Here is a 26,766-nt window from a genome sequence, read left to right as displayed (position 1 = left end):
TGTTACGAACTGACGTCATAACACGCGGCAGGGCGGCATGCCCGACACGGAAGGGTGAGCGGGCCCGAGCGTCCGCAACCGGCATCCGGCCAGCAGCAGTCAGCGCACCGGTTGCGGTGCGCCCTTTCGCTGTCCTGTCCTGATGCCCTGCGAACATCCCTGTTACTCCGCCGCCATCGCGCCCATGCGCCCGGTGCGCTTGGCCTTGATGCGGTCTTCGATTTCTTCGCGGAAGTTGCGGATCAGGCCCTGGATCGGCCATGCCGCCGCATCGCCCAACGCGCAGATCGTATGGCCTTCGACCTGTTTGGTAACGTCGAACAGCATGTCGATTTCCTCGACCTCGGCCTCGCCCTTCACCAGACGCTCCATCACGCGCATCATCCAGCCCGTGCCTTCGCGGCAGGGCGTGCACTGGCCGCAGCTTTCATGCTTGAAGAAGGCCGCCAGACGCCAGATCGCCTTGATGATGTCGGTGTCCTGATCCATCACGATCATGCAGGCCGTCCCGAAGGACGAGCGCAGTTCGCGCATGCCGTCATAGTCCATGATGGCGTTTTCGCATTGCTCGGCGGTCAGCACCGGGCAGGACGCGCCGCCGGGGATGACGGCCTTGAGGTTCTTCCAGCCGCCGCGCACGCCGCCACCGTGACGCTCGATCAGCTCGCGCATGGGGATCGACATGGTCTCTTCGACGACGCAGGGCGTGTTGACGTGCCCGGTCAGGCCGTAAAGCTTCAGACCGGCGTTGTTCGGACGCCCGAACGAGGCGAACCACTCGGGGCCGCGACGCAGGATGGTGGGGACGACGGCGATGGATTCGACGTTGTTCACGGTGGTCGGGCAGCCGTAAAGGCCCGCGCCTGCCGGGAACGGCGGCTTCATGCGCGGCATGCCCTTCTTGCCCTCAAGGCTTTCCAGCAGCGCGGTTTCCTCGCCGCAGATATAGGCGCCCGCGCCATGGCTGAGGAACAGGTCGAAATCCCAGCCCGAGCCCGCCGCGTTCCGGCCCAGAAGCCCCGCGTCATAGCATTCGTCGATGGCGGCCTGCAGGGCCTCCCGCTCGCGGATGAATTCGCCGCGGATATAGATATAGCTGGTGTTCGCGCCCATGGCGAAGCTGGCGATCAGCGCGCCCTCGATCAGCGTGTGCGGATCGTGACGCATGATCTCGCGGTCCTTGCAGGTCGCGGGCTCGGATTCGTCGGCGTTGATGACCAGATAGGCCGGGCGGCCATCGGATTCCTTCGGCATGAAGGACCATTTGAGACCCGTCGGGAAGCCCGCGCCGCCCCGGCCGCGCAGACCCGAGGCCTTCATCTCCTCGACGATCTTGTCACGGCCCCGCGCGATGATCTCGGCGGTGCCGTCCCAGCAGCCGCGCTTCTTCGCGCCTGCGAGGCTGCGATCGCCCATCCCGTAAAGGTTCGTAAAGATCCGGTCCTGATCGTTCAGCATCTACGTCATCATCCTTGTCACCGCGAGGGCGCGTTGCGCCGTCGCCAGATCCGCCAGGTCACCACAAGCGACCAGATCATTGCCCCGATTGCCAGAAGATCGGCAAGAAAGGCGTATTTGGCGGGCAGCCCATAGTGGCCGCCAAGCCATTGAAATCCCAACCAGGCCACCATCGTGACCGCGATCACCACCGCCACCATCCGCATCTGCGCGGTTTCGGCGGCCTGCGACCTGGCCCGGGGGCTATCTGAATCGGGCCGGGCCATCAATAGACCTTGCCCGTCGCAGCCAGCGCCCTGGCCTGCGCCACCCATTCATCCGACTCGATCCGCGTCCCCATGCGGCCCATCCGGTCCATATAGGACGCCACATCCTTCGCGTCCCAAGCAGCGATCTGGTCAAAGTGCCAGATCCCGTTTTCGTTCAGCCAGACCTCGATCTTGGGCCCCACGCCCTTGATCACCTTGAGGTCGTCCGCCTGACCGCCGCGCGGCTGGTCCAGCAGCGCCTTTGCGGCCTTCTTCTTGCCGGACTTGTCCTTGGCAGGCTTGTCCTTGGCGGGCTTCTCGGCCTTGGCCGCCTTTTTCGCGGCCTTTTCGGCCTTCGTCTTCTTTTCGGCCTTGCGCGGCTCGGGCGCAGCCACCGGAGCCGGGGCCGAAACTGCCGGAGCCGTCACATGCGCGGCGGCGACCGCCTGCGGCGTGGCCCCCGCCATGATCGGCATCTGCGCCGTATTCTCGACATCGATGGTGCCGCGCGCGGGCAGCGGCGCTTGCGGCGCGGGTGCAGGCGGCACGGCCTTGATCCGAGGCTCGAACGGCGCTTGCCGCCCGTCACAGACCAGCCAGGTCAGCAACCCGCCCAGCAGCAGGAAGGCGATCAGCCCGACAAACGCGCCGGCAAGCCAGTGCATGTCGCCAATGCCGGATTTGAAAAGCAAGACAATGACCCCGCCAATCGCGGCGGAGATCCAGCAATTTCGTCTACAATCCGTCTCGGGCATGCTTACGTTCATCCTCTGCGAATGCTGCGGCGGGTCCTCAGCCCTTGATACCATCCTTTTCCGCTTCCGGCGAAACCTCCGTGCCGCGCCCCTTCAGCCAGGGGGTCAGGATCGGCACTTCCGTTCCGTCGATGCGCTTGATCGTCTCTTGCAGCGCGACGGCGCGCGCCACGCTGGCATTGTGCTGATCGCCCTGCCCCTTCAGCTCGGTGAGCGCGGTCGGACCGCCCAGAGCTTCCGAGGAATAGCGGCCATTCTGCGGACCCGGCACCGGCACTTCGCCAGCCGCGAAGGCGTCGATCAGCTGCGCCAGCTTCTCGGCCGTCAGGTCTTCATAGAAATCCTTGCCGATCTGGATCATCGGCGCGTTGGTGCAGGCGCCCAGACATTCGACCTCTTCCCACGAGAAGCGGCCGTCAGCCGACAGCGTATGCGGCGTGGGCGCGATCTTTTCCTTGCAGACGCGGATCAGATCCTCGGCCCCGCAGATCATGCAGGTCGTCGTGCCGCAGATCTGGATGTTGGCGACATTGCCCACCGGATAAAGCTGGAACATGAAGTAGAAGGTCGCCACTTCCAGCGCGCGGATATAGGGCATGCCCAGCAGCGTCGCGCAATATTCGATGGCGGGACGGCTCAGCCAGCCCTCCTGCTCCTGCGCGCGCCACAGCACCGGAATGATCGCCGACTGCTGGCGGCCTTCCGGGAATTTCGTCGTCTGCGCCTGCGCCCATTCAAGGTTCGCGGGCGTGAATTCGAACGAATCCGGCTGGATGGGGGAAAGGCGACGCAACATCAGCGACAATTCTCCGTCATGAGGATCAGCGATCCCGATTCATCAACATTGGCCAGCCCTGCGGCCTCCATCAGATCGACGATCGCGCGCGTTTCGTCTTTCGTGAAGCCCAGCGGGGGCAGAGCCTTTTCTGCGGTCTCTTCGGTCATGCGGCAGCCGTTCTTCTCAAGCGCCTTGATCAGCTGCGCCTGCCGGACATCCGCCCCCGTCGCCGCCATGGCCAAAGATCCCGACAGGGTCAGGATCGAAGCGCCCGTGGCGATCAGAAGCGGGGTCACCTGCATCAGCGGTCGACCTCTCCGAACACGATATCCAGCGTCGCGATGACCGCCGGCACGTCGGCCAGCATATGCCCGCGCGTCATCCAGTCGATCGACTGCAGATGCGCAAAGCCCGGTGCACGCAGCTTGGCGCGCCACGGCTTGTTGGTGCCGTCCGAGACCATATAGACGCCGAATTCGCCCTTGGGGGCCTCGACGGCGGCATAGACCTCTCCCGCCGGGACCTTGAAGCCTTCGGTGTAAAGCTTGAAGTGGTGGATCAAGCTTTCCATGTCGCGCTTCATCTCGCCGCGCCGGGGGGGCGTCAGCTTGCCGCGCGCCAGCACGTCGCCCGCAGGTTCCGCGCGCAGTTTCTGGCAGGCCTGCTGCATGATCTTGGTCGACTCGCGCATCTCGGCCATGCGGCACAGGAAGCGATCATAGCAGTCGCCGTTCTTGCCGACCGGGATCTGGAAGTCGAATTCGTCATAGCATTCATAGGGCTGCGCACGACGCAGGTCCCATGCCAGCCCCGAGCCGCGAACCATGACGCCGGTGTAGCCCCAATCAAGGCAGTCCTGCTCGGTCACGATGCCGATGTCGACCAGACGCTGCTTGAAGATCCGGTTTTCGGTCAGCAGGGTGTCAAGGTCATCGACCAGCTTCGGGAAATGCTCGCACCATTCCTCGATATCGTCGATCAGATCCGGAGGCAGGTCCTGATGGACGCCGCCCGGACGGAAATAGGCCGCGTGCAGGCGCGCACCGCAGGCACGCTCATAGAAGACCATCAGTTGCTCGCGCGCCTCGAACCCCCAGAGCGGCGGGGTCAGCGCCCCGATGTCCAGAGCCCCGGTCGTCAGGCCCATCAGGTGGTTCAGAATCCGCCCGATTTCCGAGTAAAGCACGCGGATCAGGCTGGCGCGGCGCGGGATGGTCGTGTTGGTCAGACGCTCGATCGCCAGACACCAGGCATGTTCCTGGTTCATCGGCGCCACGTAATCGAGACGGTCCAGATAAGGCAGGTTCTGCAGATAGGTGCGGCTTTCCATCAGCTTCTCGGTGCCGCGATGCAGCAGGCCGATATGCGGGTCGGCGCGTTCGACGACCTCGCCATCCAGCTCCAGCACCATGCGCAGCACGCCGTGCGCGGCCGGGTGCTGGGGGCCGAAGTTGATGTTGAAGTTGCGGATGCTCTGTTCACCCGTCAGGGCGTCCACCGAGCCGTCGTCATAGGTGTTCTTGCGGATGTCGCCGTCCATGGTCATCCCTCCAGCCCGGCTGCGGCGCGCTTGGCCTCCAGCCGTTCGTTGAATTTCGCGCTGTCGATCACCGCACGGCGGTGGCGTCCTGCCCCGATCTGATCGATCCCGTCATGCGCGAGCACGCGGAACCAGACGAAGCGGCCATCGACCTCTTCCACCTCTGTTTCGACCGTGACGGTCTGGCCGGGCAGCGTCGGGGCCGAATGGTCCACATCGACATGAATCCCGACCGAATCTTCACCCACGTCATAGAAGGGGCGAAGCTGTTCGACGCAGGCCCATTCCATCAGCCCGATCATCTGGGCGGTGGCAAAGACCTTTGGCATGTCGGGGAAAGCGTTGGCTTCCGCAAAAAGCGCAGGCACCAGATGCGAGGGCAGGACCTGCATCTGATGCTGGGCGCGGTCGCCTGGCTTCAGTCCGAGTTTCACTTCGGCGCCTCCGGTGCCTTCTCGTCTCCCGGAAGCACGTATTTCGCGCCTTCCCAGGGCGACAGAAAGTCGAACTGCCGGTATTCCTGAACCAGGTTCACCGGCTCATAGACGACGCGCATGTCGTCATCGTTCCAGCGCACCTCGACATAGCCGGTGGTCGGGAAGTCCTTGCGCAGCGGATAGCCCCGGAAACCATAGTCGGTCAGGATGCGGCGCAGGTCGGGGTGGCCGGTGAACATGATCCCGAACATGTCGAAGATCTCACGCTCGTACCAGTTGGCACCGGCAAAGACCGGGGTCAGGCTGGGGACCAACTCGTCCTCGCGGACCTGAACCTTCACGCGGATGCGCTGGTTCTGGTACATCGACAGCATGTGATAGACCAGATCGAAGCGCGCCGGACGGGCCGGGTTGTCGACCGCCGTGATGTCGATCAGGGTCGAGAAGCGGCAGGCCTGATCGGCGCGCAGGAAATCCAGCAGCCCGATGATGCCCGACAGCGTCGCCTGCACCGTCAGCTCGCCATTGGCGATCTCGGTCGAGACGACCTCATTCGCGCGGGCCGCCGCGATGCGTTCACCAAGTTCGGCCAGGGCCTCAAGATCAGCCATGGGTCACCTCACCAGCGTGCCGGTGCGCCGGATGCGGCGCTGAAGTTGCAGGATGCCGTAAAGCAGCGCCTCGGCGGTCGGGGGGCAGCCGGGGACATAGATGTCCACGGGCACGATGCGGTCACAGCCGCGCACCACCGAATACGAGTAATGGTAATAGCCACCGCCATTGGCGCAGCTGCCCATCGAGATCACATAGCGCGGCTCGGGCATCTGGTCGTAGACCTTGCGCAGCGCAGGGGCCATTTTGTTGGTCAGCGTGCCCGCGACGATCATCAGGTCCGACTGGCGCGGAGAGGCGCGCGGCGCGGTCCCGAAGCGTTCAAGGTCATAGCGCGGCATCGAAGCCTGCATCATCTCGACCGCGCAGCAGGCCAGACCGAAGGTCATCCAGTGCAGCGAGCCGTTGCGCGCCCAGTGGATCAGGTCCTCGGTCGTGGTCAGCAGGAAGCCCTTGTCCTGCAGCTCGCGGTTCAGCTCGGCCGTGGCGACTTCACGGTCAGGGCCAGCCGTATTGGCTCCCGTCATCACGCCCATTCGAGCGCCCCCTTCTTCCATTCATAGGCAAAGCCCACCGTCAGCACACCCAGGAAGACCATCATCGACCAGAAGGCCACATCGCTCAGCCCGCTGAAGCCCACGGCCCAGGGGAACAGGAAGACGACTTCAAGGTCGAAGATGATGAACAGGATCGCGACAAGGTAGAACCGGACGTCAAACTTCATCCGCGCGTCGTCGAAAGCGTTGAACCCGCATTCATAGGCGCTGACCTTTTCGGGGTCGGGGTTGCGCACGGCGATGATGACGGCGGCCAGAATCAGAATGATCGCCAATGCTGACGCCATTCCCAGAAACACCAGGACGGGCAGATATTCATTCAGCAGGTATTCCACGGATTTGGGCTCCCTCTCAACCGCAGGAACCCGTGTGGCGTCCCGCGATGGGTTTGGCTTTCGCCCGTTTATCCCCGCCCGCCGTCAGGGTCAACGGTGGCAGGGTGCGATATCGTGCCATGGTGGCCGCGCAGAGACACGTGCGAAGACAGCCCAAAGCCCTGCCCGGCTGGGCCCCAGACGAATTCGGGATGAAAATGGACTATTGTCCAGATTTGCCGATGCGACCCAGATGCGTGTCCTGAAAACCGGTGGGCTCTTTCAGCCCGAAGCCGCAGGCGCGATCGACGCCAATATGCGCCAGCCAAAGCGCGCCGATGGCCGAAAGCCCCAGCATGCCGGTGAGGACGCCCAAGGCGAACAGCAACAGCGGCAGCGCATAGAGATGCGCGACGTTATAGGCGGCGGCCCCCACGCGGGGACCAGCCAGATAGCCCAGCATTGCGACATCAGGCCACAGCAGCAGAACCGGCCAGACCCAAAGCGACCATTCCGGCATCACCAGATAGCCGGCGACCAGGCCGAACAGCCCGATCCCCAGCCCCTCGAGCCGCTGCCACTCGACCGCGGTCATTCCGCGGCCCGCTGGGCTGCGGCCTGCAGCATCGGGTCCAGATAGCGCCCCGTGTGGCTTTCCGCGATCCCCGCCACATGCTCGGGCGTGCCCTCGGCCACGATGCGACCACCGCCGTCACCGCCTTCCGGGCCGATGTCGATGATCCAGTCGGCGGTCTTGATGACGTCGAGGTTATGCTCGATCACCACCACGGTGTTGCCCTGCTCGACCAGAGAATGCAGCACTTCCAACAGCTTGCGGACATCCTCGAAATGCAGGCCTGTGGTCGGCTCATCAAGGATATACAGCGTCTTGCCGGTCGCCCGGCGCGAGAGCTCCTTCGACAGCTTCACCCGCTGCGCCTCGCCGCCCGACAGCGTCGTGGCCTGCTGGCCGACCTTGATATAGCCCAGACCCACCTCGACCAGCGCGTCCATTTTCTCGCGGATCGAGGGGACGGCCTTGAAGAACTCCTGCGCGTCCTCGACCGTCATGTCCAGCACGTCGGCGATGGATTTGCCCTTGAACTGCACCTCCAGCGTCTCGCGGTTGTAGCGCTTGCCCTTGCAGGTCTCACATTCGACATAGACGTCGGGCAGGAAGTGCATCTCGATCTTGATGACGCCGTCGCCCTGACAGGCCTCGCAGCGGCCGCCCTTGACGTTGAAGCTGAAGCGCCCGGGCTTGTAGCCGCGCGCCTTCGCCTCGGGCAGACCGGCGAACCAGTCGCGAATCGGCGTGAAGGCCCCGGTATAGGTTGCGGGGTTCGAACGCGGCGTGCGCCCGATGGGCCGCTGGTCGATGTCGATGACCTTGTCCAGCAGCTCCAGCCCCTTGATCGTCTCGCAGGGGGCCGGGGTCTGGCGCGCGCCATTGAGCCGCATCGAGGCGGTCTTGAACAGCGTCTCGATGGTCAGGGTCGACTTGCCGCCGCCCGAAACGCCGGTCACGCAGACGAACTTGCCCAGCGGGAACTGGACGGTGACATCCTTGAGGTTGTTGCCGGTCGCGCCGACCACGGTCACGGATTTGCCATTGCCCTTGCGCCGCTCGGCCGGGACCGAGATTTCCCGCGCCCCCGACAGATACTGCCCGGTCAGGCTGACGGGATCCGCCGCAATCTCGGCCGGGGTGCCCTTGGCCACCACCTGACCGCCATGCACGCCCGCGCCCGGGCCCATGTCGAAGACATAGTCGGCGTGGCGGATGGCATCCTCATCATGCTCGACCACAACGACCGAGTTGCCCTGATCGCGCAGCCCTTTCAGCGTCGCCAGCAGGCGGTCGTTGTCGCGCTGGTGCAGGCCGATCGAGGGCTCGTCCAGCACGTAAAGAACGCCCGTCAGCCCCGAGCCGATCTGGCTGGCCAGCCGGATCCGCTGGCTTTCCCCGCCCGACAGCGTGCCCGCCGCGCGCGAAAGCGTCAGATAATCCAGACCGACATTGACCAGAAAACCCAGCCGCTCGCGGATTTCCTTCAGGATGGCGACGGCGATTTCGTTCTTCTGCTTCGTCAGATGGTTGGGCGCATCCTCGATCCAGGCCAGCGCCTCGTGGATGGAAAGCTGCGTGACCTCGCCGATGTGGTTCATCGCGATCTTGACGGCCAGCGCCTCGGGCTTGAGGCGATAGCCCGCGCAGGCGCCACAGGGGCGGTTGTTCTGATATTTCTCGAATTCCTCGCGCACCCAGGCGCTGTCGCTTTCGCGCAGCCGACGCTCCATATTCGGGATGACGCCTTCGAAGGTGCGGGTGATTTCATAGATCCGGCCCGCATCGTCGAAGCGGAACGGGATCTCATCCTTGCCCGAGCCGCGCAGAAACACCTCGCGCACGCTTTCGGGCAGGTTCTTCCACGGGGTCTTCTTGTCGAAGCCATAATGCTTGGCCAGAGCGTTGATCGTCTGGGTCAGATAGGCCGATTTCGACTTGGCCCATGGGGCCAGCGCGCCCTGCGCAATCGACAGCGCGGAATCGGGCACGACCAGCCGTTCGTCGAAGAACAGTTCAACCCCCAGCCCGTCACAGACCGGACAGGCCCCGAAGGGCGCGTTGAAGGAAAACAGCCGCGGCTCGATTTCCGGAATGGTGAAGCCGCTGACGGGACAGGCGAAATTCTCGCTGAAGGTGATGCGCTCGGGCTCGCCCTCGGCGGGCGCGGTCTCCAGCAGGGCGATGCCATCGGCCAGATCCAGCGCGGTGCGGAAACTGTCGGCCAGCCGCGTCTCCATCCCTTCGCGCACGACGATCCGGTCAACGACGACGTCGATATTGTGGCGGTATTTCTTGTCGAGGGTCGGCGGCTCTTCCAGCTCATGGAATTCGCCGTTCACCTTCACGCGCTGGAAGCCCTGCTTGCGCAGTTCCAGCATCTCTTTCTTGTACTCGCCCTTGCGGTCGCGAACGATGGGCGCCAGCAGATAGGCGCGCGTGCCCTCGGGCAGCTCCATCACCCGGTCGACCATGTCCTGCACCTGCTGCGCCTCGATGGGCAGGCCGGTCGTGGGGCTGTAGGGCGTACCCGCGCGCGCAAACAGCAGGCGCAGATAGTCATAGATCTCGGTCACGGTCCCCACGGTCGAGCGCGGGTTCTTCGAGGTCGTCTTCTGCTCAATGGAAATCGCCGGAGAAAGACCGCTGATATGGTCGACATCCGGCTTGCCCATCATGTCCAGAAACTGCCGGGCATAGGCCGACAGGCTTTCGACATAGCGGCGCTGACCCTCGGCATAGATCGTGTCGAAGGCCAGGCTGGATTTGCCCGATCCCGACAGCCCGGTGATCACCACCAGCTGGTCGCGCGGAATATCCATATCCACGTTCTTCAGATTATGTTCGCGCGCGCCGCGAACCTCGATGAACTTCTGTTCCATCGCCACGTCCTGATTCCGCCAAGCGCATGAGATAGGCAATGAATCGAAAATGGCAACATCAAATAGAACAACCAGCGAACATTTGCACGCTTGCACTTGGTCTTTCGTTGCGAAACGATCAGGCAGGTAACCAATGAGGCGGATATGGCCAAGCAACATTACTCCGGCGGCTGCCAATGCGGCAGCGTCACCTATGAGACCGAGGCAGACCTCGACCACACCTTCACCTGCAACTGCTCACGCTGTCAGCGCATCGGTGCGGTGCTGACCTTCGTCCCGCGCGAGGATTTTCACCTGATCAAAGACGGTCCGGTGTCTGAATACCTGTTCAACAAGATGGTCATCCATCATCTGTTCTGCCCCACCTGCGGCATCGAATCCTATGCGCGCGGCATCGGCCCCGACGGGATGGAGATGGTGGCGGTCAACGTGAACTGTCTTGAGGGCGTCAATCCCCGCAGCCTCAACAGCCAGGCGGTCGACGGCGCCAGCGCCTGATCTTGCAGGTCGTCAGCCGCCCGTGTGGCTCATGAAGCGGCTGACCTTGCCCGCCACATTCTGGCGGGAATAGTCGAAATCATGGCCTTTCGGCTTGCGGGTGATCGCCTCGCGAATGGCGTCACGCAGCGGTTCATCGCTGTCGCTGGCCCGCAGAGGCGCGCGCAGATCGGCCCGATCCTCCTGCCCCAGACACATGAACAACTCCCCCGTGCAGGTCACCCGCACGCGGTTGCAGCTTTCGCAGAAATTATGCGTCAGCGGCGTGATGAAGCCGATCTTCTGCCCCGTCTCCTCGACGCGGGCATAGCGGGCGGGGCCGCCGGTGCGTTCGGCCAGAGGCGTCAGGCTCAGCCGTTCCTCAAGCCGGGCGCGCAGATCCGACAGCGCCCAATATTGATCCAGACGCTCCTCGCCGCCGATCTCGCCCATCGGCATGACCTCGATGAAGGTCAGGTCGTGGCCCTCGGCGGCGCACCAGTCGGTCAGGCGGAAAAGCTCTTCTTCGTTGAAGCCCTTCAGCGCGACGGTGTTGATCTTGACGCGCAGCCCGGCAGCTTTGGCGGCCTTCAGCCCCTCCATCACCTGCGGCAGACGCCCCCAGCGAGTGATCGCAGCGAACTTGTCCTCATCCAGCGTGTCCAGCGACACGTTGATGCGCCGCACGCCACAATCGGCCAGTTCCTGCGCATAGCGCGCCAGCTGGCTGCCGTTCGTGGTCACCGTCAGCTCATCCAGCCCCTGCCCCAGATGGCGCGAGACCGAACGGAAAAAGCTCATGATGTCGCGGCGCACCAGCGGTTCTCCGCCCGTGATGCGCAGCTTGCGCACACCCAGACCGACGAAGGTCGAGCAGAGCCGGTCCAGCTCCTCCAGCGTCAGCAGGTCGCGCTTGGGCAGGAACTGCATATGCTCGGCCATGCAATAGGTGCAGCGAAAATCGCAGCGATCGGTGACCGAGACCCGCAAATAGGTGATCGGTCGGGCAAAGGGGTCAATCAGGGGCGCGATGCTGCTCATGCGTGAAAGATAGGCACCGCCTATCAAGCCTACAAGCGAATTGCATTCGAACCATCGGGTGGACATGCCACATTCGGCGCGGTTAGCCTTTCGCCAACGCAAACAGATGAGGTCACCATGTCCGCGCCCCTTACCCGGATCGCCCTTTGCCTGCCGGTGCTGGCGATTGCCGCCTGCAGCAACCTGACCTCGAAGACGCCCGAATCGCCCCCCCGGACAGAGGCTGCCACCGTCACGACCGAAGGCGCGACGGCGTCAACCGCCACGACCGCCGCCGTTCCCCGCCCCACCGCGCGCACCGCGGCCGAGCTGAACACCACGACGCAACAACAGCGGACAGCGGCCGCGTCAGCCCCCGCGACCCAGCAGCAAAAGCTGGGCAATACCGTCGCCTCGCTTGGCGACCCGACGCAGCCGGGCTTCTGGGTCAAGACCCCGCTGGTCTCGGCCGAGGCGGATGGCCGCATCGTCAATCCCGCGAATGGCAAATCGGCCAAGGTGCGGCTGATCCCGCTGGCAGGACCGGCCAGCGGCGGCAGTCAGGTCTCACTGCCGGCACTGCAACTGATCGGCGTCAGCCTGACCGACCTGCCAACGATCGAGGTCTATCGCGGCTGAGCGCGCCGCAGCGCCTCCTTGCGGGCGAAGGGCTTCAGCCTTTCGCCATGCAGCGCCATCCAGCCCTGCACCCGGTCGCCATCGTGCTTCGAAAGCTCGCGCAGCCACCAGCCGATGGCCTTCTGGATGAACCATTGCCGATCATCGGCCAGCCGCTCCAGCCAGCCCAGAATGCGGTCGGTCCGCGCCAGATCCTCCGCCTTGGGATTGCGGATATGTGTCCAGGGCAGCGTGCCCACCAGGGCAGCCCGACGCACCCAGAACGACTCGTGATCCAGCCAGCCCTCGACCTCGTCCAGACGCGATGGCTCGGCCAACAGCCGACGCTGACCGGCATTCATCACATGATCGGCAATCGCCCAGCCATCAAACTGCGGCACCCAGGACGCGATCAGCCGCCACGCCCCCTCATCCGGACGAATGCGCGCCTGCGTCAACAGCTTAGCAGCAGCAATGCGCGCCTCATGAACATCACTGCCCCAAAGCGCATCCGCCAGTGCCAGACGCGCCTCAAGGTCACGCCCCTCACGCCATTCGCGCGCCAGCCCGTCAATCACCGGCACCGAGACGCCCAGATATTCGCGCCCCACCTTGTGATAGGCCGCCATCTCGACCGCCTTGGCCTCATCGCCAAGCGCCTTCAACTCGTCCAGTTCCCGCATCTTCTCCGTGTCCCAAATACCCCGGGGAATCGCGGCTTGCCGCGATGGGGCAGCGCCCCTACTCGACCGTGACCGATTTCGCCAGATTGCGCGGCTGGTCGACATCAGTGCCTTTGGCGACCGCCGTGTGATAGGCCAGAAACTGCATCGGAACGGCGTAAAGAATGGGCGCGAAGACGCCGCCACCGCTGGGCATGGTCAGGGTCGCACGCACGCCCTCGCCCCCGGCCAGGATCCCCGCCGCGTCCGAGATCAGCAGCACCTGCCCCAGCCGCGCCATGACCTCCTGCATGTTCGAGATGGTCTTTTCGAACAGCGCGTCATTCGGCGCGACCACGACCACCGGCACGTTCCGGTCGATCAGCGCGATGGGCCCGTGCTTGAGCTCGCCCGAGGCATAGCCTTCGGCGTGGATATAGCTCAGCTCCTTCAGCTTCAGCGCGCCCTCCAGCGCGATGGGATAGAATGCTCCGCGCCCAAGAAACAGAACGTCCTGCGCCTCGCTCAGCCAATCAGCCAAGCGGCGGCATTCATCGCTGACCCCCAGCACCTGATTGAGCAGGCCCGGCAGGCTGCGCAGATCCTCCAGATGGGCGCGCAGCTGCTGGTCGTCGATCCGGCCGCGATCATGCGCGGCCTTCAGCGCCAGCACGGCCAGAACCGCCAACTGACAGGTGAAGGCCTTCGAGGAGGCCACGCCCACTTCGATCCCCGCCAGCGTCGGAAGCGCGATATCGGCGTCCCGCGCAATGGCCGAGGTGCCCACGTTTACCACGCCAATGGTCCGCGCCACCTTGCCGCGCGCATAATGCAGCGCGGCCAGCGTATCGGCAGTCTCGCCCGACTGGCTGACGAACAAGGCCCAGCTTTTGGGCGACAGCGGCGGCTCGCGATAGCGGAACTCGGAGGCCACATCCAGATCGCAGGGCAGGCCAGCAAGGCTTTCGAACCAATAGCGCGCGACATGGGCGGCGTAATAGGCCGTGCCGCAGGCCACCAGCGTCAGACGGTCGACCTGAGAAAAGTCCAGCGCCTCGGGAAGGACGATGCGGCCTTCCTTGATATAGTGGTTCAGGGCATCGCCCAAAACAACCGGTTGTTCCGCGATCTCTTTCGCCATGAAGTGGCGATGGCCGCCCTTGTCGATCTGGGTCGCGCCGACGTCGATCTGCGCGGTCGCACGCTCGACCGGGCGGTCCTGCGCGTCAAAGATGCGCGCGCCCGCGCGGGTCAGGATCGCGTGGTCGCCATCTTCCAGATAGGTGATCCGGTCGGTGAAGGGCGAAAGGGCCACGGCGTCCGAGCCGATGAACATCTCGCCCTCGCCATGACCCACGGCCAGCGGGCTGCCACGGCGCGCGGCGATCATCAGATCGTCCTCGCCATCAAAGAGGAAGGCCAGCGCGAAGGCTCCCTGCAGGCGCTTCAGCGTCTTGCGCGCGGCCTCAACAGGTGAAGCGCCATTCGCGATGTAATGCGCGGTCAGCAGGGCGACCGTCTCGGTATCGGTCTGCGATTCCGGCGTCATGCCAAGGGCGATGACCTCTTCCCGCAGCTCGCGGAAATTCTCGATGATGCCGTTGTGCACGACGGCCACCGGCCCTCGCTGATGCGGGTGGGCGTTGGTTTCGGTCGCCGCGCCATGCGTGGCCCAGCGGGTGTGGCCGATGCCGGTGTGCCCGGTCAGCGGCTCATGCACCAGCCGGTCCGACAGGTTCACCAGCTTGCCCACGGCGCGACGGCGGCCCAGATTGCCTTTGGCATCGACCGTCGCCACACCAGCGCTGTCATAGCCCCGATATTCCAGCCGCTTCAGCGCCTCGACCAGCTGCGGCGAGACCTCGTGGCTACCCAGAATTCCAATGATCCCGCACATCAGGCTTTTCCCTTTCTGAGGCGCAACGCCTCCATCAATCGCGTCGCAAGACCGGGCTTGTTGACCTGTGGCGCGCGACCAAGCGCCAGCGCGTCATCCGGCACATCCATCGTGATGACCGAGCCCGAGCCCGTCATCGCCCGCGCCCCCACGCTGACCGGTGCGACCAGCATCGTGTCCGAGCCGATGAAGGCATTCGCCCCGATCCGGGTGCGATGCTTGCTGACGCCGTCATAGTTGCAGGTAACGGTGCCCGCGCCGATGTTGGTGGCCTTGCCGATCTCGGCATCGCCCAGATAGGTCAGGTGGCCGACCTTCACGCCCTCATCCAGTACCGAGTTCTTGATCTCGACGAAGTTGCCGACATGCACGTCGCCACCCAGTTCCGCACCGGGACGCAGGCGGGCGAAGGGGCCGACCGTCGCGCCCGAGCTGACATGGCAGCCTTCCAGATGGCAGAAGGGCAGGATCTCGGCCCCGCTTTCCACGGTCACGCCGGGTCCGAAAACGACATTCTGGCCAATGATCGCATCCCGACCGATAACGGTGTCCAGCGCAAACCAGACGGTCGCGGGGTCGGACATGGTGACGCCATCCTCAAGCGCGCGTTGGCGGGCGCGGGTCTGGAACAGCGCCTCGGCCTCGGACAGTTCGGTGCGGGTGTTGATGCCCAGCGTCTCGGCCTCGTCGCAGGTCACGACCTCGACGCGGTGACCTGCGGCACGGGCCAGCCCCGGCACGTCGGTCAGGTAATATTCGCCCGCAGCATTGTCATTCCCAAGCTGGGCCACGAAGCGGCGCAGCAGCGCGGCATCGGCCGCCAGCACGCCCGAGTTCACCAGCCGGATGGCCCGCGTTGCCTCATCGGCGTCCTTGTATTCGACGATCCGCTCCAGCCCCTCGGGGCCGGTCACCAGACGCCCGTAGCGGCCGGGGTCGGCAGCCTCGAAGCCCAGCACGATCACATCGGCGGGGTGATCGGCCAGCGCGGTCAGAGTGTCCTCGCCAATGAAGGGGGTGTCGCCGTAAAGCACGATCACGCGGCCCTCGAACCCCTCGATCAGGGGCAGGGCCTGCGCGACGGCGTGACCGGTGCCCAGCTGCTCGGGCTGGAGCGCGATCTGCGCTTCGGGATCAAGCTTCGCGACAGCAGCGCTGACGCTTTCCGCCCCATGCCCGGCGACGACGATCACCTGCGCCGGATCCAGCCTGCGGCCTGCGGCCAGCGCATGCCCGACCAGCGGCACGCCGCCCAGGCGGTGCAGGACCTTCGGCAGGTCGGATTGCATCCTGCTGCCCTGCCCGGCAGCCAGGACGATCAGTGCGACGGGGGTCTCGGACATGCCTGCCTCGGTTTTTGCTTGTTCATTATATCTTGCGGGCGTTCTAGCTAGGCTTGCGGATCGGGGAAAGACCCCGCAAGTTCACACATCTTGACGGAAGGTTACAAAATGCCCGGAACGGTGGTCTTTGATCTGGATGGAACGCTGGCCGATACCTCGGCCGATCTGATCGCGGCGGCGAATGCCTGCCTGGTCGATCGCGGCATGGGTGAGCTGCTGGATCCGGTCGCTGACGCGCTGATTGCCTTTCACGGCGGGCGCGCCATGCTGCGCGCGGGCTATGCGCGCATGTCGGGCGACATGCTGCTGCCCCCCGGCGCCGAGGATGAGGATTACGGCCGCCTGCTGGACCATTACGCCGCCAATATCGCGCGCCATACCGTCCTTTATCCCGGCACCGAGGGTGCATTGGAGCAGCTGGCCGCCGATGGTCACATCCTGTCGGTCTGCACCAACAAGCCGCAGGCGCTGGCCGAGGAATTGCTGCAGCAACTGGGCATCCGCCACCGTTTTGCCGCGCTGGTGGGCGCCGATACGCTGCCGGTGCGCAAGCCCGACCCCCGCCCCTATGTCGCTGCGGTCGAGCGGGCGGGCGGCACGGTCGCGCAAAGCTTTCTGGTCGGTGACACCGACACCGACCGCAAGACCGCCACGGCGGCGGGGGTGCGGGTCGCGCTGGTGGCGTTTGGCCCCGAGGGCGAGGGCCTGTCGCGCCTGACGCCCGAAGCCATGCTGCCCCATTACGACCACCTGCCCGCGCTGGCGGCCCGGTGGCTCTGCGACGCCTGAGCCCGGAAACGCAAAAGGCCCCCGCGGCGGGGGCCTCTGCTGCCGCAACAGGGTTGCGGACGGTCTGTTGCCTTACTCGGCCTCGTTCGCCGGCTTGGCGTTGAGCTGACCGTAATTCTTGTCGCCGATCGTTTCCTGCAGCTGCAGCTGCGTTTCGAGGAAGTCGATATGGCCTTCCTCATCGGCGATCAGCGCTTCGAACAGGTCCTTGCTGACATAGTCGCCGACTTTCTCGCAATGCTCGCGTGCCTCGATATACAGCGTGCGCGCGTCATATTCGGCGGCCAGATCGGCCTCGAGCGTTTCCTTGAGGTTCTGGCCGATGCGCAGCGGATCAAGCTTCTGCAGGTTCGGATGGCCTTCAAGGAAGATGATTCGCTGGATCAGACGATCCGCGTGGTGCATTTCCTCGATCGATTCGGCACGCGACTTGTCCGCGATACGCCCGAAACCCCAGTCTTCCTGCAAGCGATAGTGCAACCAATACTGGCTGACAGCCGTCAGTTCAGACCGCAGTGCGGCGTTCAGATAGTCGATGACCTTGGCGTCGCCCTTCATTTGCGTCCCCCATGCTTGTGGATCTCAGCCCCCTAAGTACCGGAGGGACCGCCAGATTATCGCACCCACGCATGGTGTCCAGAAACAACGGCATGCAACCACCACAATCGGCGCGCTTGCCCAGCGCCCGATAGACCTTGCCCGGTGTGATGATGGTTTCCGCATCGGACGCGCGCATCCAGTCAATCGCCGCTCTGATGTCGTGATCAGTAATTTGAAGACAGTGGCAGACGATCATGGATGCACCCCGGTTTCGCAGATACCTTAGCATTTCAGTCCGAGAAGTAAAGCTGAGTAATTCGCTTAGAAATCAGCGCCGCTTGACGCAGCAGACGCCGAGGGACAGAAGCTTGCGCATGAAACTTGACGATTTCGATTTCGACCTGCCCGAGGGGCTGATCGCCACCCGCCCGGCCCGTCCGCGCAGCTCGGCCCGGTTGCTGCTGGCGCAAAGTGGCGGCATGCGCGATCTACATGTACATGATCTTGTTGATCTTCTTGGTCCGGGCGACCTGCTGGTCCTGAACGACACCCGGGTCATCCCTGCCCGCCTCAGCGGCACCCGCAGCCGCATGACCCCGCAGGGCGAGGCCGTCGCGCGAATCGAGATCACCCTGCTGGAGCCCACGCCCGAAGGCGACTGGCGCGCCCTCGCCAAGCCCCTGCGCAAGCTGAAGCCGGGCGAGACCGTCCGCTTTGGCGAGGCGCTGTCGGCCGAAGTCACCCGGATCGGCGACGCCGAACTGACCCTGCGCTTCGACCAGTCGGGCGAAGGGTTCGAACGCGCACTTTCGGAAGTCGGTGCCATGCCGCTGCCGCCCTATATCGCCGCGCTGCGCGCGCCCGATGAGGCCGACCGCACCGATTACCAGACCGTCTGGGCCCGCAACAGCGGCGCGGTCGCCGCGCCGACCGCCAGCCTGCATTTTGATGCCGACCTGCTGGAGAAGCTGAAAGCCCGGGGCGTGCAATTCGTCCATGTGACGCTGCATGTCGGCGCGGGCACCTTCCTGCCGGTCAAGGTCGAGGATGTGACTACCCACAAGATGCACGCCGAATGGGGCGAGATCACCGAGGAGGCGGCCCGCCTGATCAACCAGACCCGCGCCTCGGGCGGGCGGGTCATTCCGGTCGGCACCACAGCGCTGCGGCTGATCGAATCAGCCGCCTCCGAGGATGGCATCGTCCACCCTTTCCGCGACACCACGCAGATCTTCATCTATCCCGGCTATCGCTTCCGCGTCACGGACGGGCTGATGACGAACTTCCATCTGCCGAAATCGACCCTGCTGATGCTGGTCAGCGCGCTGATGGGCCAAGATCAAATTCGCGACATCTATCGCCATGCCGTTGATTCCGGCTATCGATTCTTCAGTTATGGTGATGCCTCTCTTCTGATTCCCTAGGTGTTTCATGCTGACCGTCCTTCGCACGACATGGCCGCTGCTTCTGGGCATTCTTCTTCTGATGGTCGGCAACGGCATGCAGGGCACGCTGCTGGGCATCCGCGGTGCCATCGAGGGCATCAGCACCACCCAGATGTCGGTCGTCATGGCGGCCTATTTCTGCGGCTTCCTGCTGGGCTCTCGCATCGTGCCGGGCATGATCCAGAAGGTTGGCCATGTGCGAGTCTTTGCGGCGCTTGGCACGACCATCTCGTCCCTGCTGATCCTCTATGCGGTGGCGCCCCACTGGATCGCCTGGTCCTTCATGCGCCTGCTGATCGGCTTTTGCTTCTCGGGCGTCTACATCACCTCGGAAAGCTGGCTGAACGCCAGCGCCTCGAATGAGACGCGGGGACAGGCGCTTTCGGCCTATATGATCGTGCAGATGCTGGGGATCATCACCGCCCAGCTGCTGATGAACACCGCCGACCCGGCGGGGATTTTGCTCTTCGTCATCCCCTCGGTGCTGGTCAGCGTGGCCTTCCTGCCGATCCTGCTGTCGACCCAGCCCGCGCCCTCATTCTCGACCATCAAACCGATGAGCTTCGCGCGCCTCTTCCGCGTTTCGCCGCTGGGCTGCGTGGGGATCTTCATGATGGGGGGCGTGTTTTCGGCGCTCTTCGGCATGGCCTCGGTCTGGGGCGCGATCCGGGGCATGTCGGTGACCGAGATATCGGCCTTCGTCGCCGCCATCTATTTCGGCGGGCTGGTGATCCAATACCCGATCGGCTGGCTCTCGGACCACTCTGATCGCCGGTTGATCGTCCTTGGGCTTGCGGCCTTCGGCGCCGTGGTCAGCGCGCTGGCCATCGCCCTGCAGCCCAACATCTGGGGGCTGCTGCTGACGGCCGCACTGGTCGGCGGCGTCGCAAACCCGGTCTATTCGCTGCTGCTGGCCTATACGAACGACTTCCTCGACACCTCTGACATGGCGGCAGCCTCGGCGGGACTTTTGTTCATCAACGGCGTCGGCGCAATGGCGGGGCCGCTGATCACCGGTTGGCTCATGTCGCTGATCGGGCCGGATGGCTTCTGGCTCTATATCGGCTCACTTCTTCTGCTGCTGGCGCTTTACGCCGCCTGGCGGCGCACGCGGCGCCCGACCCCCAGCGTCGATCAAAGCTTCGCGGTCATCTCGCCCACCGCGAGCCCACTTGCCGTCGAGGTCGCGCTGGTCAATGCTGGCAATGACGATCCGCCCGCCGATGCGGCCAAGGGCTGATCGCACCGCCCTTGCCGGACGAATGATCAGGAGAAGCCATGACCCCCGACGACATCAACCACTTCTGGCTGGACGAAGTGGGCCCGAAGGGCTGGTACGAACAATCCGACGCGCTTGACGCCACCATCCGCCAGCGCTTCCTGCCCACCTGGGAGAAGGCCGAGGAATTCGCTGCCGAATGGTCCGGCACCCGCGAAGGCGCTCTGGCCGCGCTGATCCTGACCGACCAGTTCCCACGCAACATGTTCCGCGACGACCCGCGCGCCTTCGCGACCGACCCGCTGGCGCGCCGCATCGCCGATCTGGCTATCGCCAACGGATTCGATCTGGCCACGCCCGAACCCGCGCGCCAGTTCTTCTATCTGCCCTTCGAACACTCTGAAGACCTCGCTGATCAGAACCGCGCGGTCGAGCTTTTCAGCGAATTCATGCCGGGCGAAAGCCTTGTCCACGCCAAGGCGCATCGCGACACCATCGCCAAATTCGGCCGTTTCCCATGGCGGAACAAGGCTTTGGCCCGCGCGCCCTCGCCCGCCGAGGATCAGGTCATGCAGGCAGGCGGCTACGGCGCCATCGTTTCCGGCAAGCTGTCGCTTGATGCCCTGTAAAAAATGATTTAACGCTCAACTATATTTTCGGTAGGGAGTGCCCGATGGCTCAGACGTTCGATATGGTGGTAATCGGCTCCGGCCCTGGCGGATATGTCTGCGCGATCCGGGGCGCTCAGCTGGGGCTCAAGGTCGCCGTGATCGAGCGCGAGCACCTGGGCGGCATCTGCCTGAACTGGGGCTGCATCCCCACCAAGGCCCTGCTGCGCTCGGCCGAGGTCTTCCACCTGATGCACCGCGCCAAGGAATTCGGCCTCTCCGCCGACAAGATCGGCTATGACCTTCCGGCGGTCGTCCAGCGTTCGCGCGGCGTCGCCAAACAGCTCGCAGGCGGCGTCGGCCATCTGCTGAAGAAGAACAAGGTCACGGTGATCATGGGCGACGCGACCCTGACCGCGCCCGGCAAGATCTCGGTCAAGACCGACAAGGGCACCGAGGAAGTCACCGGCAAGGCCATCGTCGTCGCAACCGGGGCCCGCGCCCGCGAACTGCCGGGGCTAGAACCCGATGGCAAGCTGGTGTGGAACTACAAGCACGCGCTGAACCCGCCGCATATGCCGAAGAAGCTTCTGGTCATCGGCTCGGGCGCCATCGGCATCGAATTCGCCAGCTTCTTCAACACGCTCGGCGCCGAGACCACCGTGGTCGAGGTCATGGACCGCGTGCTTCCGGTCGAGGATGCCGAAATCTCGGCACTCGCCAAGAAGCAATTCGTCAAGCAGGGCATGAAGATCATGGAAAAGGCAGCGGTCAAGAAGCTCGACCGCGCCGGAAACAAGGTCACCGCCCATATCGAGATCGGCGGCAAGACCGAAACCCATGAGTTTGACACCGTCATCTCGGCCGTGGGCATTGTTGGCAATGTCGAAAACCTCGGGCTCGAGAAGCTGGGCGTCAAGATCGACCGCACCCATGTCGTCACCGACGAATATTGCGGCACGGGCGTGCCCGGCCTCTATGCCATCGGCGATGTCGCGGGCGCGCCCTGGCTCGCGCACAAGGCCAGCCACGAAGGCGTCATGGTCGCCGAACTGATCGCCGGTCAGAAGCCGCATCCGATCAAGCCGAACTCGATCCCCGGCTGCACCTATTGCAACCCGCAAGTCGCCTCCGTCGGCCTGACCGAGGAAAAGGCCAAGGCCGCGGGCTATGAGGTCAAGGTCGGCCGCTTCCCCTTCATCGGCAATGGCAAGGCCATCGCTCTGGGCGAACCCGAAGGTCTGGTGAAAACCGTCTTCGACGCCAAGACGGGCGAGCTTCTGGGCGCGCATATGGTCGGCGCCGAGGTGACCGAGCTGATCCAGGGCTATGTCGTCGGCCGCACGCTGGAAACGACCGAGGCCGAGCTGATGGAGACCGTCTTCCCGCACCCGACGCTCAGCGAGATGATGCACGAATCGGTCCTCTCGGCCTATGGCCGCGCCATCCACTTCTGAACGCGACAGGGGGCCAACGGGCCCCCTTCTTCTTTCATGCTGAAATATCCTGCGGGGGTCCGGGGGCGCAAAGCCCCCGGCTTCTTCGCACAGTCTCGTCAGGCCGCCGGCATCCGCGCCTCAACCATGCCCGCATACCAGCTCGAGCCCGCCGGAATAGCATTGTCGTCGAAATTATAGCCCGGGTGATGGACCATCTCGGTGTCGCCATTGCCGACGAAAATGTACGCGCCGGGCCGCGCCTCCAGCATATAGCTGAAATCCTCGCCACCCATCATCGGGTCCACGCCCAGATCGACGTCGCCCGCCACCTGCCGCGCCACCTCAGCTGCATATTGCGTGGCATCGACGTCATTCACCGTCACCGGATAGCCACGCTCGAAATCCACCTCGGCGGTCGCGCCATAGGCCGCCGCGATCCCATGGGCGACGCGCGCGATCCCTTCTTCCAGCTGGGCGCGGACATCGACATCCAGACTGCGCGCCGTGCCCTTCAGCTTGACCACATGCGGGATGACATTATGCGCGGTCGAATCCGTCTCGATCACACAGACCGAGACCACCGCATTCTTCAGCGGATCGATATTGCGCGAGACGATGGACTGCAGCGCCACGATGATCTGGGCCGAGACCAGCGCCGTATCGATCCCGTCATGGGGCTTGGCCGCATGCCCGCCCTTGCCCGTCACCACGATGTCGAACTGATCGGCCGCCGCCATCATCGCGCCCTCGCGGATGGCGAACTGGCCCGTCGGAATGCCAGGCATATTGTGCATGCCATAGAATTCCTGAATGCCCCAGCGGTCGACCAGCCCGTCCTCGATCATCGCCAGCCCCCCTGCCCCGCCTTCCTCGGCGGGCTGGAAGATGACGATGGCGGTGCCGTCAAAATTGCGCGTCTCGGCCAGATATTTCGCCGCGCCCAGCAGCATGGCGGTATGGCCATCATGGCCGCAGGCATGCATGACCCCCGCCGTTTTCGAGGCATATTCGACCCCCGTCAGCTCGCGGATCGGCAGTGCATCCATATCGGCCCGCAAGCCGATCACCCGGCCCTTCGAGTCGGTCTTGCCCCGGATCACGCCCACGACGCCGGTCCGGCCCACGCCCTCGGTCACCTCATCCACGCCGAATTCGCGCAGCAGCTCGGCCACGCGTCCGGCGGTCCGATGGACCTCGTACATCAGTTCCGGGTGCTCATGAAAATCACGTCGCCAGGCGGTGATTTCGGGCAGCAATTCGGCAAAGCGGTTCTTGACGGGCATGACGATCTCCTTCGCCTCCACGCTGGCGCGTTTGCCCCACCGTTGCAAGGGCTAGAGCGTGGGCCCCAGCTCGATCGGGGAACCATCGCTGAACCGCGACAGCCGGAAGCGGTGCAGGTCATGCCCCACGGGCCTGCCCAGCATCATATCGGCCATCACCCGCCCGATCCCCGGCCCGATACCGAAGCCATGGCCCGAAAGGCCGGTGGCGATGAAAAAGCCCGGCACCCCGCTTTCATCCAGCACCGGCACCTGATCGGGCATGGTGTCGATCATCCCGGCCCAGATGCGACGGATCGCCGGACGCCCCAGCGCAGGGAAAGCCGCCGCAAAATCATCGCGCAGCCGTTCGACGAACCCTTCATTCGCGGGCGGATCCAGCACGCGCATCCGCTCGAAGGGCGAGACCTCATCCCCGCGCCAGCGCCGGGGCGTCCCCCATGCGTCGGGGTAATGGGCGGGTGCGAAGGGGCGGATGCGGGTATGCGACAGGTCGCGGCGGATCTGCGGCGCATAAAGGCGCAGATGCCGGAAGGCATCCGGCCCGATCCAGAAATCATGCACGCTGCCCGGCGCCAGCGTATAGCCGCCGTCCATGCGCCGCCGAAAGGCGAAGTTGTCATCCGCCGCCTGTCCGGCCCAGAACTCAGGCAGCTCCTCAGTCGCGGCAACTGTGGCGCGAACCGAAAGCTGCGGGATCGAGACCCCTGCATTCCGCGCGAATAGCGATGACCAGGCCCCGCCCGCCAGCAGCACCTGCGAAGCGCGTACCGGACCATGCTCGGTCTCGACCCCGCTGACGCGGCCATTTGTCACCTGCAGGCAACGCACGGCGCAGTCTTCGCGGATCATCACACCCGCATCGGCCGCCAGCGCGGCAATGGCGGGCACGGCGGTCCAGGGCTCTGCCCGCGCGTCCGAGGGCGTCACCATCCCGCCCAGCCAGCCCGCGCTGTTCGGCAGCATCGCCTCAAGCTCGGCGCGGCTCAGCAGCCGCGTGTCGAGGCCGTTCGCCCGCGCATGGGGCAGCCAGGCCTCATAATTCTGCATCTGCTGGTCCGAGCGCGCCAGATAGGTCGTCCCCGTCCGGCGCAGCGAGACCGCCTCGCCCAACTGCTGGGCCAACCCCTGCCACAGCCCCATCGCCTCGACCATGATCGGCAGTTCCGCCGGGTCGCGACCCTGCTGACGCACCCATCCCCAGTTACGAGAGCTTTGCTCGGCCGCGACACGTCCCTTTTCGCAAAGCAGCACGCGCTGCCCTGCCTGCGCCAGATAAAGCGCGCTCATCACCCCGGCGATGCCGCCACCAATCACCACGACATCGACCGCATCGGGCAGTTCGCCAACAAACCGCGCGGGATCATAGGCCGAGATCGGCCCGCCGCTCTGCGCCGCCATCTAGCCCTCGCCCTCTAGCACCAGATGCCCCGGCGCGATCTCTCGATAGATCGAGGGGGCGGGTCGGTAGTCGACCGGATGAATGGGGGAAGGAACGGGGCGCATGGGCAGGTCGGATTCCGATTTCTTCTGCCGGGGATCGGCCACCGGAACGGCGGCCATCAACTGGCGGGTATAGCTGTGGCTGGGGTTTTCAAAGACCTGACGCCGGGACCCGATCTCGACGATCCGGCCCAGATACATCACCGCGACCTGATGGCTGATGCGCTCGACCACCGCCATGTCATGGCTGATGAACAGCATCGAGATGCCCAGATCCTGCTGCAACTCCATCAGCAGGTTCAGGACCTGCGCCTGAACCGAGACATCCAGCGCCGACACCGCCTCATCCGCCACCAGCAGCTTCGGGTTCAGCGCCAGCGCGCGGGCAATGGCGATTCGCTGGCGCTGCCCGCCCGACATCTCATGCGGATAGCGCGCCATGAAGCTGCGGGGCAGATGGACGCGGTCGAACAGCATCGCCACCCGGTCCCGGCGCTCGGATTTGCTGCCGATGCCATAGTTCAGCATCGGCTCTTCGACCTGATCGAGCAGCCGCATATGCGGGTCCAGACTGGCGAACGGGTCCTGAAAAATCATCTGCATATCGCGCCGTGCGCGCCGCAACTGCGCCGGGGACAGCGCCAGCACATCGGTGCCGTCCAGAATGACCTGCCCCGAACTGGGCTCGACCAGCCGCAGGATCGACCGGCCCGTCGTCGACTTGCCGCAGCCGGATTCGCCGACCAGCGCCAGCGTCTCGCCCGCGTTGACGGTGAAGCTGACATCCTCGACCGCATGCACCCGCGCCACGGTGCGGCGCAGCAACCCGCCCTGCACGTCGAACCGGGTGCAGAGATTGCGCACGCTCAGCAGCGGCTTCGGATCGCGCGCCACAACCGGCCGGGGCTCGGAGACCTGGCCTTCGCGCATCAGCTGCATCGGCTCGGGCGCGTCCTTGCCGGTCATCTCTCCCAGACGGGGAACGGCGGCCAGCAGCGCGCGGGTGTATTCGGCCTGCGGGTTCTCAAAAATCTGGGTGACCGGCCCCTCCTCGACCTTCTCGCCCCGGTACATGACCACAACGCGGTCGGCCATCTGCGCGACGACGGCCATGTCATGGGTGATGAACAGGACCGCCATGCCGGTTTCCTGCTTCAGGCGGTCGATCAGCGCCAGGATCTCGGCCTGGATGGTCACATCCAGCGCGGTCGTCGGCTCATCGCAGATGAGCAGCCGGGGTTTGCAGGCCATGGCCATGGCGATCATCACGCGCTGGCGCATGCCGCCCGACAGCTCATGCGGGTACTGGCGCAGCCGCCGCTCGGGCTCGGGGATGCGGACCTGCCGCAGAAGATGCAGCACACGCTTGCGGGCATCGGCGCGCGAGAGGCCGCGATGGGTGATCAGCCCCTCGGTCAGCTGGTCCTCGATGGTGAAGACCGGGTTCAACGCGGTCATCGGTTCCTGAAAGATCATCGCGATCTCATTGCCGCGAATGTCGCGCATGACCCGCCCCGGCTCTCGCGCCAGATCGACCATGCCCTCATCGCGTTTGAACAGCAGCTTGCCATTCGCGATCTCACCGCCGCCGAATTCAACCAGCCGCATCAGCGCCAGAGAGCTGACCGATTTCCCCGAGCCGGATTCGCCCACCACACAGACGCATTCCCCCGGCGCGATGTCGAACGAGACCTCGCTGACCCCCACCACCGGCCCGTCATTGGTCTGAAACACGACGCGCAACCCGTCGATCATCACAAGCGGTCGTGAATCCAGCATCGGGCATTCCCCTGATTGCGGCATCGCATGCTTTATCAAGGCTAGTCGCGGTTCA

General features: G+C 64.7%; 28 protein-coding genes. 7 read left to right on the top strand and 21 right to left on the bottom strand.

Features of this window, described 5'->3' with window-relative positions:
• Positions 1–162: 162 nt before the first annotated feature.
• From nuoF to uvrA, 12 genes are all read right to left on the bottom strand, one after another.
• Positions 163–1,458: an NADH-quinone oxidoreductase subunit NuoF gene (nuoF, locus tag IQ24_RS07730; protein WP_145397242.1), complete on the bottom strand. Its 1,296-nt coding sequence runs from the start codon at positions 1,456–1,458 to the stop codon at positions 163–165.
• A 17-nt stretch (positions 1,459–1,475) separates the two neighbouring features.
• Complete coding sequence (locus IQ24_RS07725) at positions 1,476–1,724, bottom strand: DUF5337 domain-containing protein (RefSeq protein ID WP_145397241.1); 249 nt, start codon at positions 1,722–1,724, stop codon at positions 1,476–1,478.
• On the bottom strand, positions 1,724–2,371 hold the full coding sequence (locus IQ24_RS07720; protein WP_145397240.1) for a hypothetical protein: 648 nt from the start codon (positions 2,369–2,371) through the stop codon (positions 1,724–1,726). The genes IQ24_RS07725 and IQ24_RS07720 overlap by 1 nt, the downstream gene beginning before the upstream one ends.
• A 127-nt stretch (positions 2,372–2,498) precedes the next feature.
• On the bottom strand, positions 2,499–3,257 hold the full coding sequence (gene nuoE / locus IQ24_RS07715) for an NADH-quinone oxidoreductase subunit NuoE (RefSeq protein ID WP_145397239.1): 759 nt from the start codon (positions 3,255–3,257) through the stop codon (positions 2,499–2,501).
• Positions 3,257–3,541: a hypothetical protein gene (locus IQ24_RS07710; protein WP_145397238.1), complete on the bottom strand. Its 285-nt coding sequence runs from the start codon at positions 3,539–3,541 to the stop codon at positions 3,257–3,259. Before IQ24_RS07710 ends, nuoE begins: the two co-directional genes overlap by 1 nt.
• Complete coding sequence (locus IQ24_RS07705; protein WP_145397237.1) at positions 3,541–4,779, bottom strand: NADH-quinone oxidoreductase subunit D; 1,239 nt, start codon at positions 4,777–4,779, stop codon at positions 3,541–3,543. Before IQ24_RS07705 ends, IQ24_RS07710 begins: the two co-directional genes overlap by 1 nt.
• Before the next feature lie 2 nt (positions 4,780–4,781).
• Positions 4,782–5,213 carry a thioesterase family protein gene (locus IQ24_RS07700; protein ID WP_242007995.1) on the bottom strand — a complete coding sequence of 144 codons (432 nt, stop codon included), beginning with the start codon at positions 5,211–5,213 and terminating at the stop codon, positions 4,782–4,784.
• Complete coding sequence (locus IQ24_RS07695) at positions 5,210–5,827, bottom strand: NADH-quinone oxidoreductase subunit C (protein WP_145397236.1); 618 nt, start codon at positions 5,825–5,827, stop codon at positions 5,210–5,212. The genes IQ24_RS07700 and IQ24_RS07695 overlap by 4 nt, the downstream gene beginning before the upstream one ends.
• Positions 5,828–5,830: 3 nt before the next feature.
• The gene (locus IQ24_RS07690) at positions 5,831–6,355 is read right to left on the bottom strand and encodes a NuoB/complex I 20 kDa subunit family protein (RefSeq protein WP_145397601.1); all 525 of its coding nucleotides are present in this window, start codon (positions 6,353–6,355) and stop codon (positions 5,831–5,833) included.
• Positions 6,355–6,720 carry an NADH-quinone oxidoreductase subunit A gene (locus IQ24_RS07685; RefSeq protein ID WP_145397235.1) on the bottom strand — a complete coding sequence of 122 codons (366 nt, stop codon included), beginning with the start codon at positions 6,718–6,720 and terminating at the stop codon, positions 6,355–6,357. The genes IQ24_RS07690 and IQ24_RS07685 overlap by 1 nt, the downstream gene beginning before the upstream one ends.
• A gap of 202 nt (positions 6,721–6,922) precedes the next feature.
• A complete protein-coding gene (locus tag IQ24_RS07680; RefSeq protein WP_145397234.1) occupies positions 6,923–7,294 on the bottom strand; it encodes a DUF4260 domain-containing protein in 372 nt (123 codons plus the stop codon).
• A complete protein-coding gene (gene uvrA / locus IQ24_RS07675) occupies positions 7,291–10,149 on the bottom strand; it encodes an excinuclease ABC subunit UvrA (RefSeq protein WP_145397233.1) in 2,859 nt (952 codons plus the stop codon). The genes IQ24_RS07680 and uvrA overlap by 4 nt, the downstream gene beginning before the upstream one ends.
• Before the next feature lie 144 nt (positions 10,150–10,293).
• Between uvrA and IQ24_RS07670 the strand changes: the two genes are divergently transcribed.
• Entirely contained in the window at positions 10,294–10,647 is a 354-nt protein-coding gene (locus IQ24_RS07670) for a GFA family protein (RefSeq protein WP_145397232.1), read from the top strand.
• Positions 10,648–10,659: 12 nt separating this feature from the next.
• Here the strand turns inward: IQ24_RS07670 and moaA are convergent, their stop codons facing one another.
• On the bottom strand, positions 10,660–11,667 hold the full coding sequence (gene moaA, locus IQ24_RS07665) for a GTP 3',8-cyclase MoaA (protein ID WP_145397231.1): 1,008 nt from the start codon (positions 11,665–11,667) through the stop codon (positions 10,660–10,662).
• A gap of 117 nt (positions 11,668–11,784) precedes the next feature.
• Between moaA and IQ24_RS07660 the strand changes: the two genes are divergently transcribed.
• On the top strand, positions 11,785–12,285 hold the full coding sequence (locus tag IQ24_RS07660) for a hypothetical protein (protein WP_145397230.1): 501 nt from the start codon (positions 11,785–11,787) through the stop codon (positions 12,283–12,285).
• Here the strand turns inward: IQ24_RS07660 and IQ24_RS07655 are convergent.
• The 3 genes from IQ24_RS07655 to glmU are packed head-to-tail and all read right to left on the bottom strand — an operon-like array spanning position 12,273 to position 16,166.
• A complete protein-coding gene (locus tag IQ24_RS07655) occupies positions 12,273–12,947 on the bottom strand; it encodes a DNA alkylation repair protein (protein WP_145397229.1) in 675 nt (224 codons plus the stop codon). The genes IQ24_RS07660 and IQ24_RS07655 overlap by 13 nt on opposite strands.
• 58 nt (positions 12,948–13,005) lie before the next feature.
• Positions 13,006–14,823, bottom strand: coding sequence for a glutamine--fructose-6-phosphate transaminase (isomerizing) (gene glmS / locus IQ24_RS07650; protein ID WP_145397228.1), 1,818 nt, complete (start codon positions 14,821–14,823; stop codon positions 13,006–13,008).
• Positions 14,823–16,166: a bifunctional UDP-N-acetylglucosamine diphosphorylase/glucosamine-1-phosphate N-acetyltransferase GlmU gene (gene glmU, locus IQ24_RS07645; protein WP_145397227.1), complete on the bottom strand. Its 1,344-nt coding sequence runs from the start codon at positions 16,164–16,166 to the stop codon at positions 14,823–14,825. The genes glmS and glmU overlap by 1 nt, the downstream gene beginning before the upstream one ends.
• Positions 16,167–16,274: 108 nt before the next feature.
• Between glmU and IQ24_RS07640 the strand changes: the two genes are divergently transcribed.
• Entirely contained in the window at positions 16,275–16,955 is a 681-nt protein-coding gene (locus IQ24_RS07640) for an HAD hydrolase-like protein (RefSeq protein WP_145397226.1), read from the top strand.
• A 72-nt stretch (positions 16,956–17,027) separates the two neighbouring features.
• Here IQ24_RS07640 and bfr read toward each other — a convergent pair whose 3' ends face one another.
• Both bfr and IQ24_RS07630 read right to left on the bottom strand, forming a co-directional pair.
• Positions 17,028–17,513 carry a bacterioferritin gene (bfr, locus tag IQ24_RS07635; RefSeq protein WP_145397225.1) on the bottom strand — a complete coding sequence of 162 codons (486 nt, stop codon included), beginning with the start codon at positions 17,511–17,513 and terminating at the stop codon, positions 17,028–17,030.
• Positions 17,461–17,751, bottom strand: coding sequence for a (2Fe-2S)-binding protein (locus tag IQ24_RS07630; RefSeq protein ID WP_145397224.1), 291 nt, complete (start codon positions 17,749–17,751; stop codon positions 17,461–17,463). The genes bfr and IQ24_RS07630 overlap by 53 nt, the downstream gene beginning before the upstream one ends.
• 118 nt (positions 17,752–17,869) lie before the next feature.
• Here IQ24_RS07630 and queA point away from each other — a divergent pair, with 118 nt between their 5' ends.
• The 4 genes from queA to lpdA are packed head-to-tail and all read left to right on the top strand — an operon-like array spanning position 17,870 to position 22,224.
• Positions 17,870–18,919 (top strand): tRNA preQ1(34) S-adenosylmethionine ribosyltransferase-isomerase QueA, encoded by a 1,050-nt coding sequence (gene queA / locus IQ24_RS07625; protein WP_145397223.1) that lies wholly within the window; start codon positions 17,870–17,872, stop codon positions 18,917–18,919.
• A gap of 7 nt (positions 18,920–18,926) precedes the next feature.
• The gene (locus tag IQ24_RS07620; protein ID WP_145397222.1) at positions 18,927–20,180 is read left to right on the top strand and encodes an MFS transporter; all 1,254 of its coding nucleotides are present in this window, start codon (positions 18,927–18,929) and stop codon (positions 20,178–20,180) included.
• A gap of 38 nt (positions 20,181–20,218) precedes the next feature.
• Complete coding sequence (locus tag IQ24_RS07615; protein ID WP_145397221.1) at positions 20,219–20,788, top strand: DUF924 family protein; 570 nt, start codon at positions 20,219–20,221, stop codon at positions 20,786–20,788.
• 44 nt (positions 20,789–20,832) lie between these two features.
• Entirely contained in the window at positions 20,833–22,224 is a 1,392-nt protein-coding gene (lpdA, locus tag IQ24_RS07610; RefSeq protein ID WP_145397220.1) for a dihydrolipoyl dehydrogenase, read from the top strand.
• Positions 22,225–22,322: 98 nt separating this feature from the next.
• On the opposite strand, the gene IQ24_RS07605 is transcribed toward lpdA, so the two are convergent.
• From IQ24_RS07605 to IQ24_RS07595, 3 genes are read right to left on the bottom strand one after another with little or no spacing between them, the layout of a single operon-like run.
• Positions 22,323–23,489 carry a M20 aminoacylase family protein gene (locus tag IQ24_RS07605; protein WP_145397219.1) on the bottom strand — a complete coding sequence of 389 codons (1,167 nt, stop codon included), beginning with the start codon at positions 23,487–23,489 and terminating at the stop codon, positions 22,323–22,325.
• A 51-nt stretch (positions 23,490–23,540) separates the two neighbouring features.
• Positions 23,541–24,890, bottom strand: coding sequence for an NAD(P)/FAD-dependent oxidoreductase (locus tag IQ24_RS07600; RefSeq protein WP_145397218.1), 1,350 nt, complete (start codon positions 24,888–24,890; stop codon positions 23,541–23,543).
• Positions 24,891–26,711 (bottom strand): ABC transporter ATP-binding protein, encoded by a 1,821-nt coding sequence (locus tag IQ24_RS07595; protein WP_145397217.1) that lies wholly within the window; start codon positions 26,709–26,711, stop codon positions 24,891–24,893.
• Between the last annotated feature and the right edge of the window lie 55 nt (positions 26,712–26,766).

It is taken from the genome of Paracoccus sulfuroxidans, from assembly GCF_007830335.1.
Classification (GTDB): domain Bacteria; phylum Pseudomonadota; class Alphaproteobacteria; order Rhodobacterales; family Rhodobacteraceae; genus Paracoccus; species Paracoccus sulfuroxidans.
The sequence above is the reverse complement of the archived record's forward strand: the minus strand, read 5'-3'. Positions and strand labels throughout refer to the sequence as shown.

What these genes read in the sequence shown, in the direction of transcription:
- nuoF (WP_145397242.1), bottom strand. Translation starts at nt 1,458, where the DNA reads ATGCTGAACGATCAGGACCGGATCTTTACGAACCTTTACGGGATGGGC.
- IQ24_RS07725 (WP_145397241.1), bottom strand. Translation starts at nt 1,724, where the DNA reads ATGGCCCGGCCCGATTCAGATAGCCCCCGGGCCAGGTCGCAGGCCGCC.
- IQ24_RS07720 (WP_145397240.1), bottom strand. Translation starts at nt 2,371, where the DNA reads ATGCACTGGCTTGCCGGCGCGTTTGTCGGGCTGATCGCCTTCCTGCTG.
- nuoE (WP_145397239.1), bottom strand. Translation starts at nt 3,257, where the DNA reads ATGTTGCGTCGCCTTTCCCCCATCCAGCCGGATTCGTTCGAATTCACG.
- IQ24_RS07710 (WP_145397238.1), bottom strand. Translation starts at nt 3,541, where the DNA reads ATGCAGGTGACCCCGCTTCTGATCGCCACGGGCGCTTCGATCCTGACC.
- IQ24_RS07705 (WP_145397237.1), bottom strand. Translation starts at nt 4,779, where the DNA reads ATGGACGGCGACATCCGCAAGAACACCTATGACGACGGCTCGGTGGAC.
- IQ24_RS07695 (WP_145397236.1), bottom strand. Translation starts at nt 5,827, where the DNA reads ATGGCTGATCTTGAGGCCCTGGCCGAACTTGGTGAACGCATCGCGGCG.
- IQ24_RS07690 (WP_145397601.1), bottom strand. Translation starts at nt 6,355, where the DNA reads ATGACGGGAGCCAATACGGCTGGCCCTGACCGTGAAGTCGCCACGGCC.
- IQ24_RS07680 (WP_145397234.1), bottom strand. Translation starts at nt 7,294, where the DNA reads ATGACCGCGGTCGAGTGGCAGCGGCTCGAGGGGCTGGGGATCGGGCTG.
- uvrA (WP_145397233.1), bottom strand. Translation starts at nt 10,149, where the DNA reads ATGGAACAGAAGTTCATCGAGGTTCGCGGCGCGCGCGAACATAATCTG.
- IQ24_RS07670 (WP_145397232.1), top strand. Translation starts at nt 10,294, where the DNA reads ATGGCCAAGCAACATTACTCCGGCGGCTGCCAATGCGGCAGCGTCACC.
- moaA (WP_145397231.1), bottom strand. Translation starts at nt 11,667, where the DNA reads ATGAGCAGCATCGCGCCCCTGATTGACCCCTTTGCCCGACCGATCACC.
- IQ24_RS07660 (WP_145397230.1), top strand. Translation starts at nt 11,785, where the DNA reads ATGTCCGCGCCCCTTACCCGGATCGCCCTTTGCCTGCCGGTGCTGGCG.
- IQ24_RS07655 (WP_145397229.1), bottom strand. Translation starts at nt 12,947, where the DNA reads ATGCGGGAACTGGACGAGTTGAAGGCGCTTGGCGATGAGGCCAAGGCG.
- glmS (WP_145397228.1), bottom strand. Translation starts at nt 14,823, where the DNA reads ATGTGCGGGATCATTGGAATTCTGGGTAGCCACGAGGTCTCGCCGCAG.
- glmU (WP_145397227.1), bottom strand. Translation starts at nt 16,166, where the DNA reads ATGTCCGAGACCCCCGTCGCACTGATCGTCCTGGCTGCCGGGCAGGGC.
- IQ24_RS07640 (WP_145397226.1), top strand. Translation starts at nt 16,275, where the DNA reads ATGCCCGGAACGGTGGTCTTTGATCTGGATGGAACGCTGGCCGATACC.
- bfr (WP_145397225.1), bottom strand. Translation starts at nt 17,513, where the DNA reads ATGAAGGGCGACGCCAAGGTCATCGACTATCTGAACGCCGCACTGCGG.
- IQ24_RS07630 (WP_145397224.1), bottom strand. Translation starts at nt 17,751, where the DNA reads ATGATCGTCTGCCACTGTCTTCAAATTACTGATCACGACATCAGAGCG.
- queA (WP_145397223.1), top strand. Translation starts at nt 17,870, where the DNA reads ATGAAACTTGACGATTTCGATTTCGACCTGCCCGAGGGGCTGATCGCC.
- IQ24_RS07620 (WP_145397222.1), top strand. Translation starts at nt 18,927, where the DNA reads ATGCTGACCGTCCTTCGCACGACATGGCCGCTGCTTCTGGGCATTCTT.
- IQ24_RS07615 (WP_145397221.1), top strand. Translation starts at nt 20,219, where the DNA reads ATGACCCCCGACGACATCAACCACTTCTGGCTGGACGAAGTGGGCCCG.
- lpdA (WP_145397220.1), top strand. Translation starts at nt 20,833, where the DNA reads ATGGCTCAGACGTTCGATATGGTGGTAATCGGCTCCGGCCCTGGCGGA.
- IQ24_RS07605 (WP_145397219.1), bottom strand. Translation starts at nt 23,489, where the DNA reads ATGCCCGTCAAGAACCGCTTTGCCGAATTGCTGCCCGAAATCACCGCC.
- IQ24_RS07600 (WP_145397218.1), bottom strand. Translation starts at nt 24,890, where the DNA reads ATGGCGGCGCAGAGCGGCGGGCCGATCTCGGCCTATGATCCCGCGCGG.
- IQ24_RS07595 (WP_145397217.1), bottom strand. Translation starts at nt 26,711, where the DNA reads ATGCTGGATTCACGACCGCTTGTGATGATCGACGGGTTGCGCGTCGTG.